Raw genomic sequence first — 21399 nt, 5'->3', positions numbered from 1 at the left:
CGAGCGCGCACAGGAGCGGCCCTGCGGGTTGGGTCTGTCAGACCGCCAGCCGGCGACTGACAAACCCAACGCGATCTACTGGGAATCGATGACACGCCCTAGCGGCAGCAGGCGGAAGGCGCCGCTTGCCGCCGCTTGGCGAAAGATGGCCGGCGCCGGCAAGAAAATTCCCCGGCGCCGACAGGCCGGGTTCAACGTGCTATTGATAGCGTCGGCTCATGGTGGCGCGCAGCGGCGGCTGCCGCCATCCAGCCCTTACTTTCCTTGGCGTACGTCCGATGAAACGATCCTTCCTGCTTGCCTGTGCCCTGCTCGCCGGCCCGGCAATGGCGCAAACCCCCGCCGACGGCGGTTCCGGCAGCAGCGACAGCGAAGCGGCCAAGCGCGCGCTGGACCTGAGCGTGCCGCAGCAGCCGATCACCTACGGCACCGACCCGGTCTACAAGGCCGATCCGCCCGGCGCCTACTACGGCGACACCAGCGGCACCTCGGCCTCGGCACAGAAGGCCGCGGCCACCCAGGCCCTGGCCGAGGCCGAGCAGGCGCGTGCCGACCGTTGCAAGGGCGACGTGCACGGCAGCGTCGCCACCGGTTTCGGCTACTCCTCGCGCGGCGGCAACAGCAACTACCAGGCCGCCAACCTCAACCTGTGCAAGACCTACTACAACGACGACGGCAAGCCGCGCGAAGTCGGCATCAGCATCAGCGTCGGCCAGAGCGAAGGCCACGGCTACTACGGCCGCAGCGGCTACGGCTATCCCTACGGCGACTGGTAGCCGCTAGCCAGCCGCAGCAGGGCAGCGCGCTTGCCAGCGCGGTGCAAGCACGCACTGGTCCACACCGAAGATATGGACGACCAAGGTTTCGGCACGCGCGCCTGCCAGCGGATGCGCCACACCAGGCTGCAGCGGAGCGACGCGCAGAAGAAATCGCCGGTGTGGGATCGGCAGACGGAGCCTCCACTTCTGCCGCATCCCTGCCTCCATCGCCACACGTAAGTACGGCGCCACGTGCGCTCGGCAGCACGCGAACCCGCGCATTCACGCCTGCGCCGCACAGCCGCCGCCGCTCAGAAATCCAGGCTGTAACCCACCGTCAGCGTGCGCCCGCGTCCGGCGAAATAGCGGTCCGGTTCGACCAGCGCGCTCTGCGAGTAGTAGGTGATGTACTGGCGATCGAGCAGGTTGGCGACCGCCAGGCGCAGCTCGCCCTGGCGCAACCGGTAGTTCAGCGCCGCATCGACCAGCGCATAGCCGCTGAAGCGCTTTTGCGGATCGTCGAAGCTGCGGCTGAACGCGTATTGCGCCTGCACGAAGCTGGACAGCCGCGGCGTCCATTGCGACGACCAACTGCCGATGACGCGGTTGGGCGCGATGTTCAGTCCGTCCAGGTGCGCATCCAGCGTACCGTTGCCGTCGCTGTCGTAGCGTCCGCGCGTGTACGCATAGGCCAGGCCGAGGCGCTGCCGGTCGTTGAGCCGGTACTTGGCGCTGGCGTCCACGCCCTCGATGCGGGTCTTCTCCCGCGCCATCTGGAACGCGCCGTCCACCGCGATCACCCGGGTGCCGTAGTCCGAGCGCGACTGGAACACGCCGACATCGACATCCCACGCCGCGCCGCGCAGGCGCGTGCCCAGCTCGACGTTGCGGGTCAGCACCGGCTGCAGCGCGCTCAGGCTGGCGACGCTGGTGCCGGGCGTGTTGATCGAGCGCAGCACGCGGCCCACGTCGGGCATGCCGAAGCCTTCGGAATAGCTGGCGAAGACGTTGAAGCGCTCGCTCGGCGCCAGCACCGCGCCGGCGTTGTACAGCGTCTCGGCGAAGGACAGCGTGCCGCCCTGCACCTGCACCCGGTTGTAGCGGGCCAGGGTCTGGTAGCTGTCGATGCGCAGCCTGGCGTCTTCATGGCGCACGCCGCCGTGCACGGTCAGCTGCGGCAGCAGCCGGTATTCGCCCTGCAGGAACGCGGCCAGGTCGCGGAACTCCGACTCGGGCACATAGGTGCGGCCGGTGCCGTAGAGATCCTGCTTGCCGCTGTCCCACAGGGTGTCGAAGCCGCCCGCGAGCTTGAGCCGGCCATCGAGCAGGTCGTCCTTGCCGAGGCTGCTCTTGGAACCCCACTTGGACGCGACCGAGCGCGACTGGTCGTACAGCGTGCCATTGGGCGCGATGCGCGGATCCTGGAAGGTGGCAGAGTTGTCGGCGCCGAACAGCCCTTCGAACTCCTGGTTGAACACCATCGCCTTCAGTTCCATCCCGGCCAGGTCGTGGTGCGCGTAGGACAGGCCGGTGGTCCACACGTCGTTCCATGGCGGCGTGCCTTCCGGCCGGCCGCGGACCGAGGTGGTCGGAATGCCGCGTTCGCGATCGCCGGCCACGCCGAGGTACTCGGCCTTGGACTTGATCCGGTAGCGGTTGGAACTGAACTGCAGTTCCTGCCGGTCGTCGATCCAGTAGCCCAGCTTGGCGTGCACGTCATAGGCGCGCGTGGCCATCAGATCGCCCTGGGTCACGTCGGTGCCGATCGCGTGCCCGTCGCCGTCCAGGTACAGGCCCTGGTCCTCGTAGCCGACGCCGAGCAGGTAGTCGAGCTTGTCGCGGCGTCCATCGATGCGGTAGCTGGTTCTGTAGCTGGTGGTCTCGGCATCGACGTCGGTGGTCGGCATCGTAGTCTGTACTTCGACATGCTGGTTGAGCGCACCCGGCTGCGGGCGGCGCGTGACCAGGTTGATGGTGCCGCCGGTCGCGCCCAGGCCGTTCATCGCGTTGGCGCCCTGGATCACCTCGATGCGTTCGACCATCGCATAGTCGATCGTGTGCGCTTCGCGCCCGGTCGGACGCAGCGGATTGGACTGCGGGATGCCGTCGACCAGGATCAACGGCGTACGTCCGCGCAAGGTCTCGCCACTGCCGTTCATCTTGCCGCGGCTCGGCGTATACGACGGCAGCAGGCTGGACAGCAGATCCGACGAATTGCTGCTGATGGCCAATTGCTGGGCGATTTGCTGCTGGTCGATCACCACCACGGTCTGTGGCGCGGTTTCGGCCGGCTGATCGGTGCGCGAGGCACTGACTACGACGGTATCCAGGGTCTGCGCGTCGGGCGACTGCGCGTGGGCGCGGGCGATGGTCGCCAACGCGGTGAACAGCGCGACGGACAGGAGAAGCGGTGCAGGCATCAACGGATCCTTTGAGACGACACGGCACCGTCCAGGCACCGCTAGTTAACGAGAATGATTATTATACGCATGATAAGCATGCCGACCGCCGTTTCGTCTTGCGCCACATGCGTCTCGCATGCGTTCGGCATGGCATCGGCGACGCAATCGGGTCACCATCCACCTTTTCGCCAGGACCGCTCCCCATGTCCAATGTCGTTGACCTGCGCAGCGCCAGGGAACGCGAGCAGCGCATCCGCGATGCCGCGCTCGACGCGGCCGAACAGTGCATCACCGACAAGGGCCTCGGCGCGACCAGCTTCGAACTGATAGCGCAAGCCAGCGACGTGCCCTGCAGCGCGTTGCGCCGCTGCTTCGGCGACAAGCGCGGGCTGGTGCGGGCGCTGATGGAACGCAGCTACGAGCGGTCGCTGCGCACCATGTGGATGATCGAACGGCCGCAGCATCTGGCCGCGACCGACTTCATCGCCGGCGCGCTGGAGGAATGGCTGCTGTCCGAGGCCGATGGCCGCCGCCTGCGGCTCGGCCTGGAAATCGACCTGGCGGCTGCGCGCGATCCCGAACTGGCCGACTATGCGCGGCGGCGCGGCGTCTCCCTGATCGAACACCTGGGCGACATGCTCAAGCGTCTTTTGCGCGGCCATGACGACTGGAGCGGCGACGAACAGGAGTTCCAGGCGCGCGTCTACGCGGTCGCGGCGATGTGCGTGGGCCTGCACATGATGGTGGTCGGCGTGGAACTGAAGCGCATGCACCTGCAGCTGATCCTCAGCGAAAGTCTCGCCGGCATGCTCAGGGCCGCGCCCGCCTCCGCCTAGCCATTGCCGTGCACGCATGCTGCGGCCACGGCACGCGCAGTACCGCGGTTCGCGTCAGTCCAACGGATGCAACAGCAACAGGCCGCACAAGGTCAGCATGAACACCGCGATGCCCGCGTCCAGCACGCGCCATGCGCGCGCCGTGCGGAACACCGGCTGCAGCCATCGCGCGCCATAACCGAGACCGCAGAACCAGAGCACGCTCGCCAGGCAGGCGCCGCACGCGAACGCCCAGCGCAGCGCGCCCGGATAGCGGGTGGACAGGCTGCCGAGCAGGACCATCGTGTCCAGATACACGTGCGGATTGAGAAACGTGAAGCCCAGGCAGGCCAGCAGCACGCGGCGCCAGCTCGTAGGCGCCTCGCCCTGCGCCTTCAATGCGCCGGCACCGCGCCATGCGCGTCGCGCCGCCATCAGGCCGTAGACGCCGAGGAAGGCCGCGCCCGCGTAGCGCAACACCTGCAGCAGTGCGGGCCATTGCTGCACCAGCGCGCCGATGCCGGCGACCCCGAGCGCGATCAAGGCGATATCGCCGACCGCGCAGACCGCCACCACCAGGCCCACCCGCTGGCGCTGCAAGCCCTGCCGCAGCACGAACGCGTTCTGCGCGCCGATCGCGACGATCAAGCCGGCGCCGGCCATTAAGCCGGCAAACGCTGCTTCGAGAACCATGAGGGATGACCAGGACTGGGGAGGGGCGCATGCTGGCCCCGGCCCGGCCATTAGCCAAGCTAAATATTCTGTAGGCTATGAAGAAATTCTAATCGACGCCACCCATGGACCTGCTTCATCCGCAACTGTCGGCCTTCGCCGCCGTGCTCGACGAAGGCAGCTTCGATGCCGCTGCGCGCCGGCTGTCGCTGACGCCGTCGGCCATCTCGCAACGGATCAAGGCGCTCGAGGACCGCCTCGGGCAGGTGCTGGTGGTGCGCCAGGCGCCCTGCCGGCCAACGCCAGCAGGCGAAGCGCTGCTGCGCCGGGTGCGCCCGATGCAGGCGCTGGAGGCCGAGGCGATGGCCGATTTCTTGCCCAGCACGGCTGCCGCCGGCCCCGCGCGCAGCATCGCGATCGCGGTCAACGACGACTCGTTGCAGACCTGGTTCCTCGCCGCACTGTCGTCGCTGCATCATGCGCACGGCTTCCTGTTCGATGTGCACGTGGACGACCAGGACCACACGCTGGAATTGCTGCGCAACGGCACCGTGCTCGGCGCGGTCACCTCCGCCAGCAAGCCGCTGCAGGGCTGCAACGTGCATGCCCTGGGCAGCATGCGCTACCACGCGATCGCCTCGCCGGCGTTCGTCGCGCGCCACTTCGCCGCAGGACTCACGGCGGCCGCGCTGGCGCAGGCGCCGATGATGGTGTTCAACCGCAAGGACGCGCTGCAGGCCCGCTTCATGCGGCGCATCACCCGCACCCGCCTGAGCCCGCCCATCCACTACCTGCCGACCTCGACCGGCTTCGTCGAAGCCGCCGCGCGCGACCTCGGCTGGTGCCTCGCCCCCGAGCAACTGCTCACGTCCGGATTGCGCGAGAAACAGATCGTCGTCATCGATCCGCAGCGCTGGCTCGATGTCCCACTCTATTGGCAGCACGCGGCGGTGCGCTCGAGCGTCCTGCAGCAGATCGGCCAGGCGTTGCGCACGGCGGCATCGACCATGCACGGCGGCCGGCAACGCGCTTGAGCGCGACGAGCTCAGTTGCTGCGCTTGTCGCGACGAAAGCCGCTTCCTGTGACTTGCGATCAGGTGCATGGCGGCAGAAACTTCAGTCCCGACAGCCGCATGCAGGTTCGACGCGTAGCCAGCGATGCATTTCCCGCGGCAATCGCAGGCAGCACGCCCGCACCGCCAGGTTTTTCAGGCGCGGTTTCAGCAGGCGGTGCGAAACCAGCCATGGCAATGCTCAGATCGCTGATCGAAGTCGTAGTGTATCCAGTCCAGGGCCAGCTTCTCTCTGGCCCATTCCCGTAACAAGGAAATTAACAGGCAACTTCAGTGGATCCGGGCTGCCGCTGTTCCTTCTCTGACACAAAAGCCTGGGCCACGAACGTTTCCAGGGAATCCAGTCCTGGAGCTGTCAGGAAGCCGAATAAGGAAAAGAGTCTTAGGAACAGGCGGCATTCGACATTAGTGGCCCTCTTTGGACCATCCGCCCTCCGGCACTTGAACCAGGGCAGCCTGATCGGAAGAGTTCGAGGCGACAGGTCGCCCGAAACTTGGACATGCGCTTACCTATGACCTGTCCATCTCAATGCCTCGACCAACAGCACGAGCGCCGGTGAGTTCTGGCGCCGGCTAGGGTAGTAGAGGTGGAACCCGGGAAACGGCGGGCACCAGTCCGTCATCACCTGGATCAGGCGCTTCTGCCGGATCTCGGCAGCGACGATTGCATCGGGCACGCAGGCCAGGCCGAAACCGTCCATTGCAGCCTGGATGATCAGCCGGACGTTGTTGAAGGTCAGCCCGCCTTCTACACGCACATTCACCGCGCGTCCGTTCTTCTCGAACTCCCAGGCGTACAGGCCACCTTGCGTCATCAGCCGCATGTTGATGCATTCGTGGTGATTGAGGTCCTGGGGCGTGTCGGGCTTTCCGTGGCGCTTGAAGTAGGCGGGCGAGCCGACCACTGCCATGCAGACGGGAGGGCTGATCGGAACGGCAACCATGTCCCGCGCCACCTGCTCCCCAAGGCGGATACCTGCGTCGAAGCCCTCGGCCACGATGTCAGCCAAGCTCGACTGGTCGACCACTTCTAGGTGGATATCCGGGTATTCCTTGAGCAGTTGCCTCATCCTTGGCCACAGGATGAGTTCGCTGGCGTGTTCGCTGCTGTTGATCCGCACTGTGCCTGCAGGGCGGTCACGCAGCTCGCTCAGTCCTTCCACCGCTTCATCGATGCTAGTGAAATGCGGCGTGATCTGTGCGAGCAACCGTTGTCCGGCTTCCGTCGGCACGACGCTGCGGGTGGTCCGGGTCAGCAGGCGGATGCCCAGGCGCTGTTCCAGCCCGCGGATGGTATAGCTCAGGGCGGATTGGGACACACCCAGTTGCGCCGCCGCTCTCGTAAAGCTGCGTTCCCGCGCCACGACGAGCAAGGCTCGTAGATCGTTGTAATGGTCACGTGCCATCGCCGTCCTGATTAATCAGACAGATTCATAAGTCTATTCGAATTACCCCAGTTTATCCAAAAGGCGGTTGCGCGCAGACTGCGCCACGCCAGTCGAACTCGGGCCCCATGCAGTACTCCGGCGGACACAACGCATCCTGTCTTCGAAAAGGAGAGCAACATGAACAGAACGATGCTGTCTCTCCTTATGGTGGGCATGGCACCCGTCGCACCGGCACAGGAAGGATCCGCACAGACAATCAGCCGTGGGGGCACCCAGCATTCGATGGATGGCCCGCAGGCATATTTCACGGGCCGGGCGCGGATAGATCCGCTGTACGAAGCCAACGAGCACATCAACGCGACGAGTGCCTACGTGACGTTCGAGCAGGGCGCACGTTCGGCTTGGCACACCCATCCGAGGGGCCAATACCTGGTGGTCACCTCTGGCGTAGGAAGGACCCAGCAATGGGGTGGACCGGTTGAGGAAATCCGACCCGGCGACGTCATCTGGTGTCCACCCGGTATCAAGCATTGGCATGGCGCCGCACCCAATACAGCGATGACGCACCTGGCGATCACTGGCATGGAAGATGGCAAGAACGTCCAGTGGATGGAGAAGGTGACCGACGACCAGTACCTGGCCCGCTGAGGACAGGACATGAAATGCACGCTTATCGCCACGCTGCTCGCGTGCACCGCATTGAGCATGTCGCCGCTGCATGCCCAATCCCACGACCAGATGGACTCCATCAAGGGCACTTCGATGAACCAAGAACAGCTCTCCGAGAAACAGCAAGCGATTCCGCCGATTACCGCGTTCACCGCATCCGGAAATATGGAACGGCTCAATGCCGCGCTACGCCAAGGCCTGGATGCCCGCCTCACGGTGAACGAGATCAAGGAAATACTGGGTCAGATGTATGCCTACGTCGGCTTCCCCAGGAGTCTGAACGCGCTGAGCGAGTTCATGAGGGTGATCGAAGATCGCAAGGCACAGGGCATCAACGATCCCTTGGGCGCGGCCCCCAGTCCGCTGCCCGCGCCCGAGCGCATGCTGGAGGTCGGGACCGCGAACCAGACCAAACTGTCCGGCCAGCCGGTCACCGGTCCACTCTTTGAATTCTCGCCGCAGATAGATCGCTATCTGAAGGAACATCTGTTTGGCGCGATCTTCGCGCGCGACAACCTGAGTTGGCAGGATCGCGAACTGGCCACCGTCGGCGCACTAGCCGCATTGCATGGCGCGGATTCACAGGTGCAAGCGCATATGCGGATCAGCCGCAACGTGGGCCTGAGCGAGGCGCAGTTGCAGCAACTGGTAGCCGTGCTCCGCGAACGCGTGGGCACCGAGGCCGCTGATCGTGCGGAAACCGCGCGTCGCAGCACCGTCGTCCCGTAGCCTTGGTCCGCGGCTCCCAAGCGCATGAAGCTTTGAAACGCGTCGCGGTTTGATCTGCATTTGCACGAAGGTAGCCCGATGAAATCCTGGAGAACACTATTGGCAACGGCGACACTGCTGATGGCACACATGGCAAGCGCGCAGCCCCTGGTACGCATGTTCGAACTGCAGACCGACCCTACGCGGGCCCAGGCATTCGACGTCGCAGGCCGGCACAACATGCAGGCTTCCAACCGCGAGGAGCCCGGCGTGCTGGCGATGCATGCCGCCGCCAACCAGGACAAGCCCGGCATGGTCCACGTAATCGAGATCTATGCCGACGAAGCCGCGTACCGCGCCCACGTCGAAACAAGCCACTTCAAGCGCTTCCTCGACGAAACGCACGCATTGACCACTGGCAAGCGGCTGATCCAGGCCGATCCCGTCTTCCTGGCGGAGAAGCCTGCACCGCTGTCGGTCATGCAGCGCGGCAGGACGCCCGAGGTCCGCATCGTCGAGGTCACCGTGAAGCGCGAAGACCTCGCCGAGTTTCGTCGCATCGTCATGGCGGAAATGCGTGAGTCCATAAAGGTCGAACCCGGAGTCCTGGCCATGTACGCAGTGACGCGAAAGGAGCGACCGGAACAGTGGATTTTCTTTGAGATCTACGCCGACTCCGCAGCCTACGCCTCGCATCGCGAGACACCGCATTTCAAGGACTATCTACGCCTGACCGGCGGCATGCTGGTGGACAAGGGCCATATCGGGGTCGAGAACATCGCGCTGCAAAGCAGGGGTGGATTGCTGTTCGATGCGTCGCCGACGCAGCAAGCCACTGACGATCCGACCTAAACCTGCGTCGGGCGGACTGCGGGTTGGCCAAGCCCGAAAGCGACATACGCGCAAGCACCTTCAGTGGAACGACATCCATTGACTTCCTGGAACACGACCATGCAATGGCAAGGCAATACCCTAAAACGCATCGTCGAAGCCGATGACCTCCACATCGCCCCATTCCGCGATGACGGACAAACGCCAGGTACTCCCACCTGGATCTGGTGCGTGGAGGTGGATGGCGAACTGTACGTTCGCGGCTACAACGGCACCCGCTCACGTTGGTACCAGGCTGCGTTGAAGCAACGAGCAGGCCTGATCGTGGCCGCTGGACAAACTCAGGATGTTGCCTTCGCGTCGGTCGATGGCGAGATCAATGATCGAATCGATGAGGCATATCGGCAAAAGTATGCCAAGAGCCCCTATTTGACTCCGATGATTTCCTCTGGGGCGCGCGCTGCGACAGTACGCGTCCGTCCCCAGAGCAAAAGCGTAGCGGCGCCGTCCGCACTTTCGGTGCCACTTCCCATACGAAGGAATTCATCATGAAAGCACCCATTCGCCTCTGGCTGGCGTTTCTGGCCGTTCTCGTATCCAGCAGTTTCGGAATCCGTGCTGCGCAAGCGCAATCTCCGGCAGCCGACGCCAAGCCGTCGCCCGCGTATTATGTCGCCGAGTTCGAGGCGACCGATGTCGAGGGCATCAAACCCTACAGCGCCCGCGTCGCGGGCACCTTCAAACCCTACGGCGGCCGCTTCATCGTTCGCGGTGCGGTGCCAGGCGTAAAGGAAGGTTTCGGAGCACAAGGCCGCCTCGTCGTCATCAAGTTCGACAGCCTGGCTCAAGCCCAGGCCTGGTACGACTCCCCGGCCTATCAGGCCATCATCCCAATCCGACACCGCTCAGGCAATTCGAGGACTTACATCGTCGAAGGAATGCCGGAGCCATGATTCCGCGCGCGCGTCAGATGCACGTCAGAACATCCGAAGGAGACCAAGAATGAAGGGCACCGTACTGCACGGTCCAGGCGATATCCGTTTCGAGGAAGTCCCGGACCCTGCGATCGAAAAACCAACGGATGCGATCATCCGCATTGTCGCCACCTGTGTGTGCGGCTCGGACCTGTGGCCCTACCGAGGCATCCAACCAGGTGCCGGCCCGACCCGAATGGGGCACGAGTACTGCGGCTACGTCGAGGAAATCGGCAGCGCGGTCACTTCGCTCAGGAAAGGACACTTCGTGGTGGGCTCCTTCGCCACGTCCGACAACACCTGCCCAACCTGCGGCATCGGCTACCAGTCCTCCTGCGTGCAGCGCGAATTCATCAGCCAGGCGCAGTCGCCCTATCTACGGGTGCCACATGCGGACGGCACGCTGGTGACCACGCGCGAAGCGCCGGACGCAGCGATGGTGCCAAGCCTGCTCGCCTCCTCGGACGTACTCGGCACTGGCTGGTACGCAGCTGATGCGGCGAAGGTCAAACCGGGCTCCACCGCCGTGGTTATCGGCGATGGCGCGGTCGGGCTGCTGGCCACGCTCTCGGCGAAACAGATGGGCGCCGAACGCATCATCGTAATGAGCCGCAACCCGGCGCGCCAGAAGCTGGCGCGCGATTTCGGAGCCACCGACATCGTCGCCGAGCGCGGCGAGGAAGGCGTAACGAAGATCCTCGAGATGACCCGCGGCATGGGCGCCGACAGCGTGCTCGAATGCGTTGGCACCGGCGAATCGATGCAGCAGGCGATGCAGGTCACGCGCAAGGGCGGACACATGTCGTTCGTCGGCGTACCGCATGGGGTGCAGATCGAAGGCCAGTCGCTCTTCTTTTCTCACATCCACCTGGAAGGCGGTCCCGCCCCGGTACGCCGTTATCTACCCGACCTCATCGACCTGGTGCTCGACCAGAAGATCGATCCTTCGCCCGTGTTCGACCTCGTGCTCCCGCTGGAACAGGTGGCCGAAGGCTACAAGGCCATGGACGAACGTCGAGCGATCAAGGCGCTGCTGCAGCCGTGAGTCGCCATGACAGTTCCTCGCGCGCAATGCTCCCCTCCGGAAATTGAATCACAAGCCCAGGAGGCGCTCGGCATTGCCGTGGGCAATGAGAGCCCTGTCAGTGTCGCTGATGAGCAGGCGCTCGATGAAGGTTCGCGCACCGTCCAGGCTTTGGTAGGGATAGTCGATGGAGTAAAGAATCCGCTCGGCCCCCATCAGCGCGTGTATGAACTGGAAGTGTGGCAGCGTGAGCATGCCGCTGGGCGAGACGTACACGTGCTCGCGGTAGGTCTGCATGACGGGGCGCCGGAGGCCGGAGGCTTCCTGCGGAATGGAGTCCTCCAGCCTTTGCAGGAAGAAGGGCACCATCTCGCCCCAGTGGCCGCTGATGACTTGCAGGCTGGGGTAACGGTCGAACGCGCCTGCTAGCAGCATGCGCACGACGTGGATGCCGGCTTCGTTGTGCCAACCCCAGGCGAACATGGCGAGCCGCGCGCTGAGTTCGCGATCGAAGCCACCGTAGTACGGCACTTGCACGGCGGACAGTGGCAAACCGGGGTGGACGTACAACGGCACGTTCAGTTCGTCGAAAGCGGCAAGGATGGGCGCATAGCGCGCGTCATCCAGGAAGCTGTCTCCTGGTCGGCCATTGATCAGCGCACCCTTGAGTCCCAGTTCTTTTACCGCCCGTTCTAATTCGCGCGCTGCTGCCTCAGGTGCTTGCCAAGGCAAGGTTGCAAAACCGGCGAAGCGCGCCGGATGCGCCTGCGCCGTTTCGGCCAGCTTGTCGTTGGCGGCGCGGTTCAGGTCGATGGCCTGCGTAGCGGGCAGCAGCTGTGGGAACCCTCCATAGGAGAGCACCTGCATGTCGATGCCGGCCGCATCCATGTCGGCCAGGCGCGCAGCGCCCATCTCCAGTCCTTTGCGAGCGGACTCGTTGGGTGCAATGACATGCGGGCGGCTCAGATCGGTCACGTTCTGACCATCCACCACCCGGCTGCCCCAATCGGAAAGATAGGGGCCCTCGGCGCGCACGAAACCCTGCGTGGCCCTGCCGATGGCGGGATCGAGCACATGCTCTTCAACACAAATCAGTTTCATGCTATCCCCTTGCATGCAACAGCGGGCTGGTCATGCCAACAAGGCGTCGCGCAGCGCTACGCCCAGGCTCGCGGCGGACTGCGGGTTCTGGCCGGTGACGAGCCGGCCATCGACGACTACGTTGTCGGCCCAATTTGCTGCGGTCTGGTGCTGCGCTCCGCGCTCAATCAGCGTGGACGCCAGCAGGAAAGGCACCACCTGGGTGGACTGCACTTCCTCTTCCTCGCCATTGGTAAAGGCGGCCAACCGCTTTCCCGCGACCAGCAGGCCGTCATCGGCACGGCGCGCGTTGACCAGGGCCGCTGGACCGTGACACACCGCCGCGATGATGCCGCCGGCCGCATCGATCTCGCGAATGGCCTTCTGCGCAGCGACGCTGTCGGGGAAGTCCCACATCGTGCCGTGGCCGCCCGCAAAGAAGATGGCCGAGTAGCGCGAAGGATTCACGTCGTCCAAGCACAGCGTGTGGGCGATTGCGTGGCGGAAATCGGCATCGGCCCAATAGCGGGCAATAACCGGGTCTTTCATGTCCTCCAGCCCATCTAGCGGTGCGTCGCCACCTTGCGGCGAGGCGAACTCCACGCGGATGCCCGCTGCATGCAGCTTTTCCAGCGGATGAGTGACTTCGGCCAGATTGTAGCCGGTGGGGATGCCTGTCGCGCCCTTCAGCGCGTTGCTGGTGACGACGAAGAGAACAGGCTTGAGTTCAGAGGCTTGCTTGGTCATGGTCGTGGCTTTCGAATTCGGAGAGAAGAGCGAAGGTTGCGGTAGGGGCTGGAGATTGCCGAAGGAACGGGACGAGCTTGGCAACCGCTTGATCCACGTACTCAGGCACGCCGTACATCGCGACATGGGTGGCATCCTCGATGACGAACCGCTCTTACGGCCCTTTGGAAAGCGCGTAGGCCTGGTCGCCATACACCTTGGTGTCGACCTTGCTGCCGGCGATCAGAAGCAATGGTTTGATCAGCAAACCGGGGATCAGAGGGAACGTTTAGAAGCCGGCCACGGCCCTGAAGCGGCGCTCGGTTTTGCGAACCCGACGAGGGCGGGGTACTTCTTGTCTTCACGAAGTCGTCAGGCAGGTGAAGATGCGCGCAATCTCTACCGCTTTGTGGATAAATGAACGTCATTGGCCATCACGATTTCTCATCTGTTGATCGGCTTGTCGCCCGGGAATATCAAGCGTTGCCGGGCGCGAAGAGCGTTTCCCAGTTCAAGAAGGGGCCGAGCGGGATGACCTCCCAATCGAGGAGGCTGGCTTTGGCCAGCGGAAATTCGCGCAACGCTTTCAAGGCGGCATCGGCCGATTCGCACTCGGCAATGATGGCAACGCCGGGGCGATCCTGACGGAAGTAGATGTCGCGCACGATGCCGCGCTTGTAGAGCTGCCAGGCGTGGCGGGCTTCATCTTGCATATGCGGCTGGTACTTTTCCGGGGTGGCGCCGGCCGCGGGGATGTCGAGGCAAAGAAATTTCATGAGGAGGCTCCATGGCTAAAAAGTATCAAGCGGATTCAAGTTGGCGAACGGGACCGACAACGCGTCGCCCAACTAAGCGGCGCTTTCCAGTCAATGCCGTGGCGTGAAGGGGCGGGACCGACCAGAGATCTCACTTTGTCGCCCTGAATTCCATTTCATCGCGCTAATTTGATAATAAAGTAGAAAAATAATATCCAATGTAGAAAAGCATTCCCTTGAGACAAGGGTCGAATTCGCCAATGGACTCGTCGAACGCGGCCGCAGCACCGGGCGCAGCTCGATGACGTCACCGCATTCGTGGCGGCGGCTTGGTGCCATGCACTTTGGAAGTGCATGGATGTGTTGCAAACTGGATCGCGCTAAGCGCCATCCGGCTGGTTGCAGGGAAGCCCGTCCCGCCATTCCTTGACAAGCTGCCGACGAGCACGTGGGTAGCGTTCGTCCAGAAATTCGACGGTCACGATGCGGTCTGTGCGAATACGGCAAAAGTCGCCGCTCGACTCGCACCACGCAGCAATCAACCGTTGCGATTCGACGAAGCCGAGCATGATCGGCCAGATGGTCCGCTGCGAAATGGCCCCGCCGTCATCCGCGTACCCGATGCGCATCTTTCGCTGCTCACGCATTGCCCGCCGTACCTGCGCCAGATCGAAGACCGATGTTTCTTTCCTTTTGCGAAAGATGTAGAGCGCGCTGTCGTCCAACTCCGTTCTCATCTCTGGCGGAAGAACGCCATTGATTTTTGCAAGAGCGTTCTGGACGGCAAGCGCCAGGGCTTCGTCGGCGTGGCGGCTGACCCACTGCGCACCGACCACGAGCGCCTGGATCTCTTCCTCCGTGAAAGACAGCGGCGGCAGCAGAAAGTCCGGCCTGAGGATGTAGCCGACGCCGGCCTCGCCCTCGATGTGCGCCCCGATGGATTGCAGCGTCGCGATGTCGCGGCGGATGGTCCGAAGCGATACGCCCGTCTCGCGGGCCAGCACTTCGCCGGACACCGTTCCGCGATGCCGACGAAGCACCTGCATGAGATCGAACAAGCGATGGCTTCGGGACATGTCAGGCCATTGCCACAAGGCCCTTGCCGCCAAGCTTGCGGCCCGCTTCGAGAGCGGTGATGAGGCCTATTGCTTGTTCCAGGGGGACGATCTCGGCGACTGGCATTCGAAACTTGCCGCCCTCTGCAGCACGAGCCAAGCTGTCGAGAATGTCGGGCCGGGGCGTGCAGACGATCGGTTTCAGTCGTCGGCTGAAGATCGAACGAATGAACTTGCCTGGCATTGGATCGAGGTCCAGGAACACGCCGTCCTCGCACAACAGGCTCAAGCCAAGGGCGGTCGTCATCGTGGCGGCCGTGTCGTAGACGACGTCGAAACGCTCGCGCAGCTTGGACAGATCCGTGGTCCGATAGTCGAAGACGTTCTGGAGACCGAGAATCCGCGCCCGTTCCATGGCTTCCCCGCTGCAACTGCCGGAGACAACGGCCCCGTGCATTCGCGCAATCTGAACTGCCGCTTCGCCGACCGCCCCGGTGCAGCCGTTGATGAAGACATGCTGGCCCGCGGTTAGCTTCGCCTTGTCGATCAGCCCGTTCCACGCCGTGACGCCGGGAGTGCCAAGACAAGCCGCATCCTCGAAAGAAGTGTTGGCGGGCTTCTTTGCCAAAGCAGTTTCGTTCGCGATCACGGCTTCTCCCAGCGCGCCGCTTTCCTTGAAGCGCGCAAGCCCGAAGACGGCGTCGCCAGGGCTGAAGCGTGTCACTCCAGGACCGGCGGAGATGATCGTGCCGGAGAAATCGAACCCCATTGCGCGGGGAAAAGTGTTGCCCGTGACGATCTTCATCTGGCCGTTGCGCAGCTTCCAATCGATGGGATTGACGGCTGCAAACTTGACCTTCACAGCCACTTGCCCCTTGCCTGGCGAAGCCAATTCGAACTCGTCGAGCCGCATCACCTCCGGACCACCGTACATGCCGTACTGAATACGTTTCATGGCAGGCTGCTCCTGGCGGACGATTCAGCAAAGCTCCGGGTCACCACGCTCGCATTTCCCAATGCGGTGCTACTAGCTTGAGTCACGACATTTCCTTAGGTATTGCTTAGAGACTTCAGTCTAGACAACGTTGGTGCCAGATATTGGCACCAGTGTTTTCGTGCTGCCTGTCTGAGGTGCGACACAGCGCATGACTGAAACTCCGAATCTCGCAAAAACGGCTTCCCGTCGGCTTAGGGAGAGCCGCGTCTCTTCAAACTAGTTCTTGTAACCCGGCATTCCTACCGAAGCTTGGCAGGCATACTAGGTAGAAAAAACTATTCAATGTAGAGGTGCATTCTCATGCCAAAGGATCTGAATTCACCAATCCACTTGGTAAAGGCTCTTCCGGAGCGCCAAGAGAGGCTCGACGGGGTCTGCGTGTTCGTAGATGTCGTGCGTCTGGGGGGCTTCACTCGCGCGGCCGAACACCTGGGCCTGACACGTTCGGCCGTGGGCAAGGCGATGGCGCGGCTGGAGGCGCGGCTGGCCACGCGCTTGTTTCATCGAACCACGCGTGTTCAAAGCCTTACTGACGATGGTCAGATCTATTACGAGCATTGCCTGCGTGCGCTGGCGGAACTGCAATCCGCCGAGGCGCAAATGACGTCTGGTCGGCGCGAAATGGGAGGGCGGTTGCGCGTCTCCATGCCCGTGCTGTTCGGCCGCCATTGTGTGGCGCCCATCCTGGTGGACCTGGCTCGGCAGCATCCGGCGCTGGAGTTGCACCTGAGTTTCAGCGACCGGCCTGTGGACGTGCTGGCTGAGGGCTTCGATCTCGCCATCCGATGCGGCGCGCTCGGGACCGAGAGCGAAGGATTGCGCGCGCGCAAGCTGGGGGTACAACGCAAGCGGGTATGCGCCTCGCCGGCTTACTTAGCCGCGCACGGACGGCCGCGGGACACGGCCGAACTGGTTGCGCACAGCATCCTGCTTTACCGGCGCGCTGATCGGATCAACGTCTGGCAACTGCCGGACGCCACAGGCCGCATCGCGGAGATGCCGCTCAGCTCGCGCTTACAGTTCGATGATCTGGAGGCCATTGCGGATGCGGCCGCTGCAGACTTGGGCCTGGCGTGGTTGCCCGAATGGCTGGTACGGGATCGCCTGAGCACGGGAGCGATCGTCGCCGTGCTGGACGATCACCCGGGTGCTGTCATGGAGATCCATGCTCTATGGCCGAGTGCGCCACACATGCCCTTGCGACTGCGACTGGCGGTGGACGCACTGGTGGAATACCTACCGAAGGCAATGGACGCGTAGCGTCTGACGCGCCCACTACCAGATGAAATCAGGATCCGTTCATTCGCTCGAACAACGCCTCACCCATCTTTCGGGCGCCAGCAGCCAGACCGACCATTACTTCGTCCTGGCCATCCTCCAACTGGGTGAGCGCTTCGGCGACAAAGTCGTCCGGTGACATCATGGCTTGCGTGCTCGTGCCTGCGATGCGACCCTCGCCGCCTAGCCCGGTGTCGACGATGGGCGGTGCGATCTCCACGACCCGAATTCCCTCTGCCTTGAGCTGGTGGCGCAAGCTGAGCGTGAAGGAATGCATGGCGGCCTTGGTCGCGCAGTAGACGGGAACTCCCGCCAGCGGCGAGAAGGCCAGTGCCGAACTGACGTTGACAATCACGGCATGCGACTGTCGCCTCAGCATGGGTAAGAGTTCGCCAATCAGCTGGACAGGCGCGGTGAAATTGGTTGCCACCTCCTGTTCCAGGTTCTCGAGCGCGCGGTCTTCGTTGAATGTCCGGCGATATTGAACGCCCGCGTTGTTGACAACGATGTTGAGCTTGGGATATGTGGCGGCCAGCCAAGTCACCATCGCTTGCCGACTCGCGGCGTCGGTGATGTCACAGACATGGGTGATCAAGGCCGGTACTTCTGCCTGCGCCTTGAGCAGCGCATCCGCCTTTCGTCCGCAGATGATGACGCGATTGCCGCGCTCGGAAAGTTGCCGCGCTAGCGCTAAGCCGATGCCAGCGGCTCCGCCTGTGATGAGAATAGTGTTTGCTGTCAGGTTCATGTCGACTTTCCTTCTTAATCGGAGATGAGAAGGTGCGCCGACGAAGACCTTAGAGTTCCGGCAGGCACACCTAGACCGCCGGCATAGCCGGCGCAGGTGTCGCGGATACCCTGCGGGAGAACTGCCGCCCGGTTTAGGACGGTGCCCGGGCTACCATCCGGGCTGCGCTCTTTCGACCCGATATTTGTAGCGCATATTCTGGTGTGCGGCAACGAGTGTTAGCTGCAGCCAGGCACCTAGTGGCGTCATTTCAACAAAATGGGAGTCCGCTAGCGGGCGGCATTGCATTCTTCCGCTGTTCCGTCAAAGCGGCAGCATTTTGGTCTCGAAATCGAGACGCCCGAGAAATCCCGCCCTGAAGCTTTGCGTCACCTGACAACTTGGCTGCACCGACCCGCTTGTCGCAACGCCGTCGCGCTTACTTTTCGCGAGACGGAACGCGGGAGAGAAAACCGGGTGTCCGACTAGATGGTGGGCCGTGATGGATTCGAACCATCGACCAAAAGATTAAAAGTCTTCTGCTCTACCGACTGAGCTAACGGCCCAAAACAATGCCCCGGCCTTGCGCCGGGGTGCGTAGTCTACCCCAGCGCCGCGTCAACGCGAAATCAGGCGTAGCGGGTCGGGTCGGCCACGCCGGCATCGGCGAAGCCGGCGGCGCGCAGGCGGCAGGCGTCGCAGTGGCCACAGGCGCGGCCGTCGGCATCGGCGCGATAGCAGGACACGGTGAGGCCGAAATCCACACCCAGGCGCTCGCCCTCGCGCACGATGTCGGCCTTGCTCATGCGCTGCAGCGGCGCGTGCACGCGCAGGCCGGCGCCTTCCACGCCTGCCTTGGTCGCCAGGTTGGCCAGGGCCTGGAACGCGTCGATGAACTCGGGGCGGCAGTCGGGGTAACCGGAATAGTCCACCGCGTTGACGCCGCAGAAGATATCCGCCGCGCCCAGCACTTCGGCCCAGCCCAGCGCCACCGACAGCATGATGGTGTTGCGCGCCGGCACGTAGGTCACCGGAATGCCCTCGCCGCCCGCGTCCGGCACCTCGATATCGTCGGTCAACGCGGAGCCGCCGATGCTGCGCAGGTCGACATTGACGGTCTTGTGCGCCACCGCGCCGAGCGCGTCGGCCACGCGCTTGGCCGCGTCCAGTTCGGAGGTATGCCGCTGTCCATAGCTGACGCTCAGCGCATGCACGGCATAGCCCTGCTCGCGGGCGATGGCGACGACGACGGCGGAATCCATGCCACCTGAGAGTAGGACGACGGCGTTTTTCATTGGGGCCGGGATTGGGGATTAGGGATTGGGGATTTGCAAAAGCTACAGCACGCGATCGGACATCGAAGGGGCGTTCCACCAATCCCCAATCCCGAATATCCAATCCCGGCCTCTCATCGTCCCGGCTCGTCGTTCCACAGCAGCTTGTGCAGCTGCATCTGGAAGCGTACCGGCAGGCGGTCGGCGACGATCCAGTCGGCCAGATCGCGCGGTGCCAGTTCGCTCTTGCTCGGCGAGAACCAGACGGTGCAGCGCTCGTGCAGGCGGTGTTCGGCGACGATCGCGCGCGCCCAGTCGTAGTCGGCGCGGCCGCACAGCACGAACTTGATCTGGTCGCGCCCGGTCAGCAGCGGCAGGTTTTCCCAGCGGTTGCGCGATACCTCCAGCGAAGCCGGGGTCTTGATGTCGAGCACCCGCGACACGCGCGGGTCCACCTCGGCGATGTCCAGCGCGCCGGAGGTTTCCAGCGAGACGTCGTAGCCGGCGTCGCACAGTTGCTCGAGCAGGCGCAGGCAGCGCTTCTGTGCCAGCGGCTCGCCGCCGGTCACGCAGACATGGCGCACGCCATGCCGCGCCACTTCGGCCAGGATCGCGTCGATGTCCCACCACTGCCCGCCATGGAAGGCATAGGCGGTGTCGCAGTAACTGCAGCGCAGCGGGCAGCCGGTCAGGCGCACGAACACCGTCGGCCAGCCGGCGCTCTCCGCCTCGCCCTGCAGCGACAGGAAGATCTCCGTCAGCTTCAGGCGCGGCAGCGGGCTTTGGACGATATCGCTGGGAACGGCGGCCATGGCGGGAAAGTATGCCCCCGCGACGATGGCGGCAGCGGTCGGGGGCTCAGCGCAGCTGCTGGCCGATGCGGATCGACTGCAGGCGGTCCTGCGCGGTACGCGCGGCATCCGATCCCGGATACTGGCTGATCACCTGCTGCAGGGTCTGCTCGGCATCCTGGGTGCGGCCTTCGCCGTACTGGGACAGGCCCAGCTTGAGCAGCGCGCCGGAGGCCTTGTCGTGGGTCGGGTAGCGGCCGATCAGGTCGCGGAACTGCGCCTCGGCCAGCGGAAAATTCTTGGTGGCGTAATAGCTCTCGCCCAGCCAATACAGGGCATTGGGGGCATAGACGCCGTTCGGGTACAGCTCGAGAAAGCTCTGGAACAGATTCGCCGAGTCGGCGTACTTGCCGGCCTTCAGCGCATCGAAGGCGACGTTGTAGCTGGTGCGCTCGTCGCCGGTGGCGGCGAGCGTGCCGGCGTCGCCATGCACCGACGGCGGCCGTTCGGAAACGGCGGCAGCCGGCTTGGCAGCGGGTGCGGAAGCGGCGGGTGCGGCAGCCCCAGCCGGCGGCAACGGCGGCGTCGCGCCACCCTCGATCCGGTTCAGGCGGCCGTCCAGGTCCAGGTACTGGTCCTTGGCGCGCTGCTTGAGTTGTTCGTTGTCGTGCTGCAACTGCTCGATCGTGGCCTCCAGCGACTGCACCTGCGTCCGCAGCTGGTTGAGCTGGTTCAGCATGTCGGTGTTGCCCTGGGTGTTCATGGCCTGCTGCTCGAGCGCGGACACGCGGTCGGCGAGACTCGCGCGCTGCGCATGAGCCGGCGCGGCGGCCACCAAGGCCGCCGCGACGATCATCGATGTAAGGACACCGATACGCATCTATTACTGCGCCGTGTAGACGATCTCGACGCGACGGTTCTGCGACCAGCAGGACTCGTTCGACTCGGTGCAGACCGGACGCTCTTCACCGTAGCTGACCACGGTCAGCTGCGCAGCCGAACCGCCGGCAGCCTGCAGCGCCGAGGAAACGGCGTTGCCACGACGCTCGCCCAGGCCCATGTTGTACTCGCGCGAACCGCGCTCGTCGGCATTGCCCTGCAGGGTGATGCGCGAGGACGGACGGTCACGCAGGTACTTGGCGTGGCAGGCCATGATGGCCTGGAACTCCGGCTTCAGCGAGTCCTGGTCCAGATCGAAGTAGACCACGCGCTGGCGCAGGCAGGCATCGGTATCCAGATCGCCCGGGCCGTACAGGCCGGAGGTCGACGGGCCGGTCGGAGTGGTGGTGCCGGTGGTGCCGGTGGTGTCGGTCGGGGGAACTTCCTTGACCTTCTTGGAGCAGCCGGCCAGAGCTGCGACGGACAACAGCGAAACAAGCAGAACGCGGGTGGTCTTGTTCAT

The 21399-nt window shown here is 63.9% G+C and carries 24 protein-coding genes and 1 tRNA gene; 11 read left to right on the top strand and 14 right to left on the bottom strand.

Annotation, left to right across the window (positions count from 1 at the left end; translation table 11 throughout):
• The first annotated feature begins 278 nt into the window (after positions 1-278).
• A complete protein-coding gene (locus tag AB3X08_RS06240; protein WP_369936969.1) occupies positions 279-776 on the top strand; it encodes a hypothetical protein in 498 nt (165 codons plus the stop codon).
• 293 nt (positions 777-1069) lie between these two features.
• Here the strand turns inward: AB3X08_RS06240 and AB3X08_RS06235 are convergent, their stop codons facing one another.
• Entirely contained in the window at positions 1070-3178 is a 2109-nt protein-coding gene (locus AB3X08_RS06235) for a TonB-dependent receptor (protein ID WP_369936968.1), read from the bottom strand.
• 185 nt (positions 3179-3363) lie between these two features.
• Here AB3X08_RS06235 and AB3X08_RS06230 point away from each other — a divergent pair, with 185 nt between their 5' ends.
• On the top strand, positions 3364-3996 hold the full coding sequence (locus AB3X08_RS06230; protein WP_369936967.1) for a TetR/AcrR family transcriptional regulator: 633 nt from the start codon (positions 3364-3366) through the stop codon (positions 3994-3996).
• A 54-nt stretch (positions 3997-4050) separates the two neighbouring features.
• Here AB3X08_RS06230 and AB3X08_RS06225 read toward each other — a convergent pair whose 3' ends face one another.
• A complete protein-coding gene (locus AB3X08_RS06225; protein WP_369936966.1) occupies positions 4051-4668 on the bottom strand; it encodes a LysE/ArgO family amino acid transporter in 618 nt (205 codons plus the stop codon).
• Between the two features lie 104 nt (positions 4669-4772).
• On the opposite strand from AB3X08_RS06225, the gene AB3X08_RS06220 reads away from it, so the two are divergent.
• Positions 4773-5681 carry a LysR family transcriptional regulator ArgP gene (locus AB3X08_RS06220; RefSeq protein WP_369936965.1) on the top strand — a complete coding sequence of 303 codons (909 nt, stop codon included), beginning with the start codon at positions 4773-4775 and terminating at the stop codon, positions 5679-5681.
• 545 nt (positions 5682-6226) lie between these two features.
• Here the strand turns inward: AB3X08_RS06220 and AB3X08_RS06215 are convergent.
• Positions 6227-7126: a LysR family transcriptional regulator gene (locus AB3X08_RS06215; RefSeq protein ID WP_369936964.1), complete on the bottom strand. Its 900-nt coding sequence runs from the start codon at positions 7124-7126 to the stop codon at positions 6227-6229.
• A gap of 159 nt (positions 7127-7285) precedes the next feature.
• Here AB3X08_RS06215 and AB3X08_RS06210 point away from each other — a divergent pair, with 159 nt between their 5' ends.
• From AB3X08_RS06210 to AB3X08_RS06185, 6 genes are all read left to right on the top strand, one after another.
• Positions 7286-7756: a cupin domain-containing protein gene (locus tag AB3X08_RS06210; protein WP_369936963.1), complete on the top strand. Its 471-nt coding sequence runs from the start codon at positions 7286-7288 to the stop codon at positions 7754-7756.
• A 9-nt stretch (positions 7757-7765) separates the two neighbouring features.
• Positions 7766-8506 (top strand): carboxymuconolactone decarboxylase family protein, encoded by a 741-nt coding sequence (locus AB3X08_RS06205; RefSeq protein ID WP_369936961.1) that lies wholly within the window; start codon positions 7766-7768, stop codon positions 8504-8506.
• Between the two features lie 78 nt (positions 8507-8584).
• A complete protein-coding gene (locus AB3X08_RS06200) occupies positions 8585-9337 on the top strand; it encodes a putative quinol monooxygenase (RefSeq protein WP_369936960.1) in 753 nt (250 codons plus the stop codon).
• Positions 9338-9436: 99 nt separating this feature from the next.
• Complete coding sequence (locus AB3X08_RS06195; protein ID WP_369936958.1) at positions 9437-9868, top strand: DUF2255 family protein; 432 nt, start codon at positions 9437-9439, stop codon at positions 9866-9868.
• The gene (locus tag AB3X08_RS06190; protein WP_369936957.1) at positions 9865-10269 is read left to right on the top strand and encodes a DUF1330 domain-containing protein; all 405 of its coding nucleotides are present in this window, start codon (positions 9865-9867) and stop codon (positions 10267-10269) included. The genes AB3X08_RS06195 and AB3X08_RS06190 overlap by 4 nt, the downstream gene beginning before the upstream one ends.
• 49 nt (positions 10270-10318) lie before the next feature.
• Positions 10319-11335 (top strand): zinc-dependent alcohol dehydrogenase family protein, encoded by a 1017-nt coding sequence (locus AB3X08_RS06185; RefSeq protein ID WP_369936955.1) that lies wholly within the window; start codon positions 10319-10321, stop codon positions 11333-11335.
• A 48-nt stretch (positions 11336-11383) separates the two neighbouring features.
• Here the strand turns inward: AB3X08_RS06185 and AB3X08_RS06180 are convergent, their stop codons facing one another.
• Both AB3X08_RS06180 and AB3X08_RS06175 read right to left on the bottom strand, forming a co-directional pair.
• On the bottom strand, positions 11384-12415 hold the full coding sequence (locus AB3X08_RS06180; protein WP_369936953.1) for an amidohydrolase family protein: 1032 nt from the start codon (positions 12413-12415) through the stop codon (positions 11384-11386).
• 30 nt (positions 12416-12445) lie between these two features.
• Positions 12446-13141 (bottom strand): type 1 glutamine amidotransferase domain-containing protein, encoded by a 696-nt coding sequence (locus AB3X08_RS06175; protein WP_369936952.1) that lies wholly within the window; start codon positions 13139-13141, stop codon positions 12446-12448.
• Between AB3X08_RS06175 and AB3X08_RS06170 the strand changes: the two genes are divergently transcribed.
• Positions 13140-13541: a hypothetical protein gene (locus AB3X08_RS06170; protein WP_369936950.1), complete on the top strand. Its 402-nt coding sequence runs from the start codon at positions 13140-13142 to the stop codon at positions 13539-13541. The two genes, AB3X08_RS06175 and AB3X08_RS06170, sit on opposite strands and share 2 nt — an antisense overlap.
• Before the next feature lie 55 nt (positions 13542-13596).
• Here the strand turns inward: AB3X08_RS06170 and AB3X08_RS06165 are convergent, their stop codons facing one another.
• From AB3X08_RS06165 to AB3X08_RS06155, 3 genes are all read right to left on the bottom strand, one after another.
• Positions 13597-13896, bottom strand: a complete 300-nt coding sequence (locus tag AB3X08_RS06165) for a superoxide dismutase (protein WP_369936948.1) — start codon at positions 13894-13896, stop codon at positions 13597-13599.
• A 359-nt stretch (positions 13897-14255) separates the two neighbouring features.
• A complete protein-coding gene (locus tag AB3X08_RS06160) occupies positions 14256-14933 on the bottom strand; it encodes a helix-turn-helix transcriptional regulator (RefSeq protein WP_369936947.1) in 678 nt (225 codons plus the stop codon).
• A 19-nt stretch (positions 14934-14952) separates the two neighbouring features.
• Complete coding sequence (locus AB3X08_RS06155; protein ID WP_369936946.1) at positions 14953-15885, bottom strand: NAD(P)-dependent alcohol dehydrogenase; 933 nt, start codon at positions 15883-15885, stop codon at positions 14953-14955.
• Between the two features lie 342 nt (positions 15886-16227).
• Between AB3X08_RS06155 and AB3X08_RS06150 the strand changes: the two genes are divergently transcribed.
• Entirely contained in the window at positions 16228-17187 is a 960-nt protein-coding gene (locus tag AB3X08_RS06150; RefSeq protein WP_369936943.1) for a LysR family transcriptional regulator, read from the top strand.
• A gap of 28 nt (positions 17188-17215) precedes the next feature.
• Here AB3X08_RS06150 and AB3X08_RS06145 read toward each other — a convergent pair whose 3' ends face one another.
• The 6 genes from AB3X08_RS06145 to pal form a co-directional block, all read right to left on the bottom strand.
• A complete protein-coding gene (locus AB3X08_RS06145) occupies positions 17216-17953 on the bottom strand; it encodes an SDR family oxidoreductase (RefSeq protein WP_369936942.1) in 738 nt (245 codons plus the stop codon).
• A 469-nt stretch (positions 17954-18422) separates the two neighbouring features.
• Positions 18423-18498: transfer RNA gene (locus tag AB3X08_RS06140), tRNA-Lys, on the bottom strand.
• A gap of 63 nt (positions 18499-18561) precedes the next feature.
• Complete coding sequence (gene queC / locus AB3X08_RS06135; protein WP_369936940.1) at positions 18562-19227, bottom strand: 7-cyano-7-deazaguanine synthase QueC; 666 nt, start codon at positions 19225-19227, stop codon at positions 18562-18564.
• A 113-nt stretch (positions 19228-19340) separates the two neighbouring features.
• Positions 19341-20018 carry a 7-carboxy-7-deazaguanine synthase QueE gene (gene queE / locus AB3X08_RS06130; protein ID WP_369936939.1) on the bottom strand — a complete coding sequence of 226 codons (678 nt, stop codon included), beginning with the start codon at positions 20016-20018 and terminating at the stop codon, positions 19341-19343.
• Positions 20019-20064: 46 nt separating this feature from the next.
• Positions 20065-20877 (bottom strand): tol-pal system protein YbgF, encoded by an 813-nt coding sequence (gene ybgF, locus AB3X08_RS06125; protein ID WP_369936938.1) that lies wholly within the window; start codon positions 20875-20877, stop codon positions 20065-20067.
• 3 nt (positions 20878-20880) lie between these two features.
• Positions 20881-21399, bottom strand: a complete 519-nt coding sequence (gene pal, locus AB3X08_RS06120; RefSeq protein ID WP_145702226.1) for a peptidoglycan-associated lipoprotein Pal — start codon at positions 21397-21399, stop codon at positions 20881-20883.

Source organism: Xanthomonas sp. DAR 34887 (assembly GCF_041245805.1).
Taxonomy (GTDB): Bacteria; Pseudomonadota; Gammaproteobacteria; order Xanthomonadales; family Xanthomonadaceae; genus Xanthomonas_A; species Xanthomonas_A tesorieronis.
This window is presented reverse-complemented; position numbering and strand designations above follow the sequence as displayed.

Excerpts from the sequence above, each read along its gene's own strand:
- AB3X08_RS06240 (WP_369936969.1), top strand. The coding sequence starts at position 279 with ATGAAACGATCCTTCCTGCTTGCCTGTGCCCTGCTCGCCGGCCCGGCA.
- AB3X08_RS06235 (WP_369936968.1), bottom strand. The coding sequence starts at position 3,178 with ATGCCTGCACCGCTTCTCCTGTCCGTCGCGCTGTTCACCGCGTTGGCG.
- AB3X08_RS06230 (WP_369936967.1), top strand. The coding sequence starts at position 3,364 with ATGTCCAATGTCGTTGACCTGCGCAGCGCCAGGGAACGCGAGCAGCGC.
- AB3X08_RS06225 (WP_369936966.1), bottom strand. The coding sequence starts at position 4,668 with ATGGTTCTCGAAGCAGCGTTTGCCGGCTTAATGGCCGGCGCCGGCTTG.
- AB3X08_RS06220 (WP_369936965.1), top strand. The coding sequence starts at position 4,773 with ATGGACCTGCTTCATCCGCAACTGTCGGCCTTCGCCGCCGTGCTCGAC.
- AB3X08_RS06215 (WP_369936964.1), bottom strand. The coding sequence starts at position 7,126 with ATGGCACGTGACCATTACAACGATCTACGAGCCTTGCTCGTCGTGGCG.
- AB3X08_RS06210 (WP_369936963.1), top strand. The coding sequence starts at position 7,286 with ATGAACAGAACGATGCTGTCTCTCCTTATGGTGGGCATGGCACCCGTC.
- AB3X08_RS06205 (WP_369936961.1), top strand. The coding sequence starts at position 7,766 with ATGAAATGCACGCTTATCGCCACGCTGCTCGCGTGCACCGCATTGAGC.
- AB3X08_RS06200 (WP_369936960.1), top strand. The coding sequence starts at position 8,585 with ATGAAATCCTGGAGAACACTATTGGCAACGGCGACACTGCTGATGGCA.
- AB3X08_RS06195 (WP_369936958.1), top strand. The coding sequence starts at position 9,437 with ATGCAATGGCAAGGCAATACCCTAAAACGCATCGTCGAAGCCGATGAC.
- AB3X08_RS06190 (WP_369936957.1), top strand. The coding sequence starts at position 9,865 with ATGAAAGCACCCATTCGCCTCTGGCTGGCGTTTCTGGCCGTTCTCGTA.
- AB3X08_RS06185 (WP_369936955.1), top strand. The coding sequence starts at position 10,319 with ATGAAGGGCACCGTACTGCACGGTCCAGGCGATATCCGTTTCGAGGAA.
- AB3X08_RS06180 (WP_369936953.1), bottom strand. The coding sequence starts at position 12,415 with ATGAAACTGATTTGTGTTGAAGAGCATGTGCTCGATCCCGCCATCGGC.
- AB3X08_RS06170 (WP_369936950.1), top strand. The coding sequence starts at position 13,140 with ATGGTCGTGGCTTTCGAATTCGGAGAGAAGAGCGAAGGTTGCGGTAGG.
- AB3X08_RS06175 (WP_369936952.1), bottom strand. The coding sequence starts at position 13,141 with ATGACCAAGCAAGCCTCTGAACTCAAGCCTGTTCTCTTCGTCGTCACC.
- AB3X08_RS06165 (WP_369936948.1), bottom strand. The coding sequence starts at position 13,896 with ATGAAATTTCTTTGCCTCGACATCCCCGCGGCCGGCGCCACCCCGGAA.
- AB3X08_RS06155 (WP_369936946.1), bottom strand. The coding sequence starts at position 15,885 with ATGAAACGTATTCAGTACGGCATGTACGGTGGTCCGGAGGTGATGCGG.
- AB3X08_RS06150 (WP_369936943.1), top strand. The coding sequence starts at position 16,228 with ATGCCAAAGGATCTGAATTCACCAATCCACTTGGTAAAGGCTCTTCCG.
- AB3X08_RS06145 (WP_369936942.1), bottom strand. The coding sequence starts at position 17,953 with ATGAACCTGACAGCAAACACTATTCTCATCACAGGCGGAGCCGCTGGC.
- queC (WP_369936940.1), bottom strand. The coding sequence starts at position 19,227 with ATGAAAAACGCCGTCGTCCTACTCTCAGGTGGCATGGATTCCGCCGTC.
- queE (WP_369936939.1), bottom strand. The coding sequence starts at position 20,018 with ATGGCCGCCGTTCCCAGCGATATCGTCCAAAGCCCGCTGCCGCGCCTG.
- ybgF (WP_369936938.1), bottom strand. The coding sequence starts at position 20,877 with ATGCGTATCGGTGTCCTTACATCGATGATCGTCGCGGCGGCCTTGGTG.
- pal (WP_145702226.1), bottom strand. The coding sequence starts at position 21,399 with ATGAACAAGACCACCCGCGTTCTGCTTGTTTCGCTGTTGTCCGTCGCA.